This window comes from Helicobacter pylori (assembly GCF_001998165.1).
GTDB classification, from domain to species: domain Bacteria; phylum Campylobacterota; class Campylobacteria; order Campylobacterales; family Helicobacteraceae; genus Helicobacter; species Helicobacter pylori_DL.
This window is the reverse complement of the sequence record NZ_MTWR01000145.1, coordinates 1-340: the sequence shown is the minus strand read 5'-3', so window position 1 is coordinate 340 and position 340 is coordinate 1. Positions and strand designations below refer to the sequence as shown.

Annotated in this window: 1 pseudogene; it reads left to right on the top strand. The window is 36.5% G+C overall.

Annotated features, from left to right (window positions below):
- Positions 1-340, top strand: a pseudogene (locus BZK24_RS08590) (hypothetical protein); the annotation flags it as partial.

Sequence of the window (340 nt, the reverse complement as noted above, 5' to 3'; positions counted from 1 at the left end):
ATTTGAGCTTGAAAACGGCGTTTTTTAACCATGACAATCTCAAAAACCCCATGCCCTTATCGCTTTATACGCATTTGCCCTTTTGCAGGAGCGCGTGTTATTTTTGCGCATGTTCAGTCATTTACACCAGTTTAGAAGAGAAAAAAGCAGTAGAGGAGAAAAAAGAAGAGAAAAAAGTGGTAGAACAAAAAGTAGAGCAGAAAAAAATAGAAGAGAAAAAACCTGTCAAAAAAGAATTTGACCCTAACCAGCTTTCTTTCTTGCCTAAAGAAGTTGCACCACCCAGAAAAGAAAATAATAAAGAAAATAATAAAGGCTTAGACAACCAAACCAGAAGGGA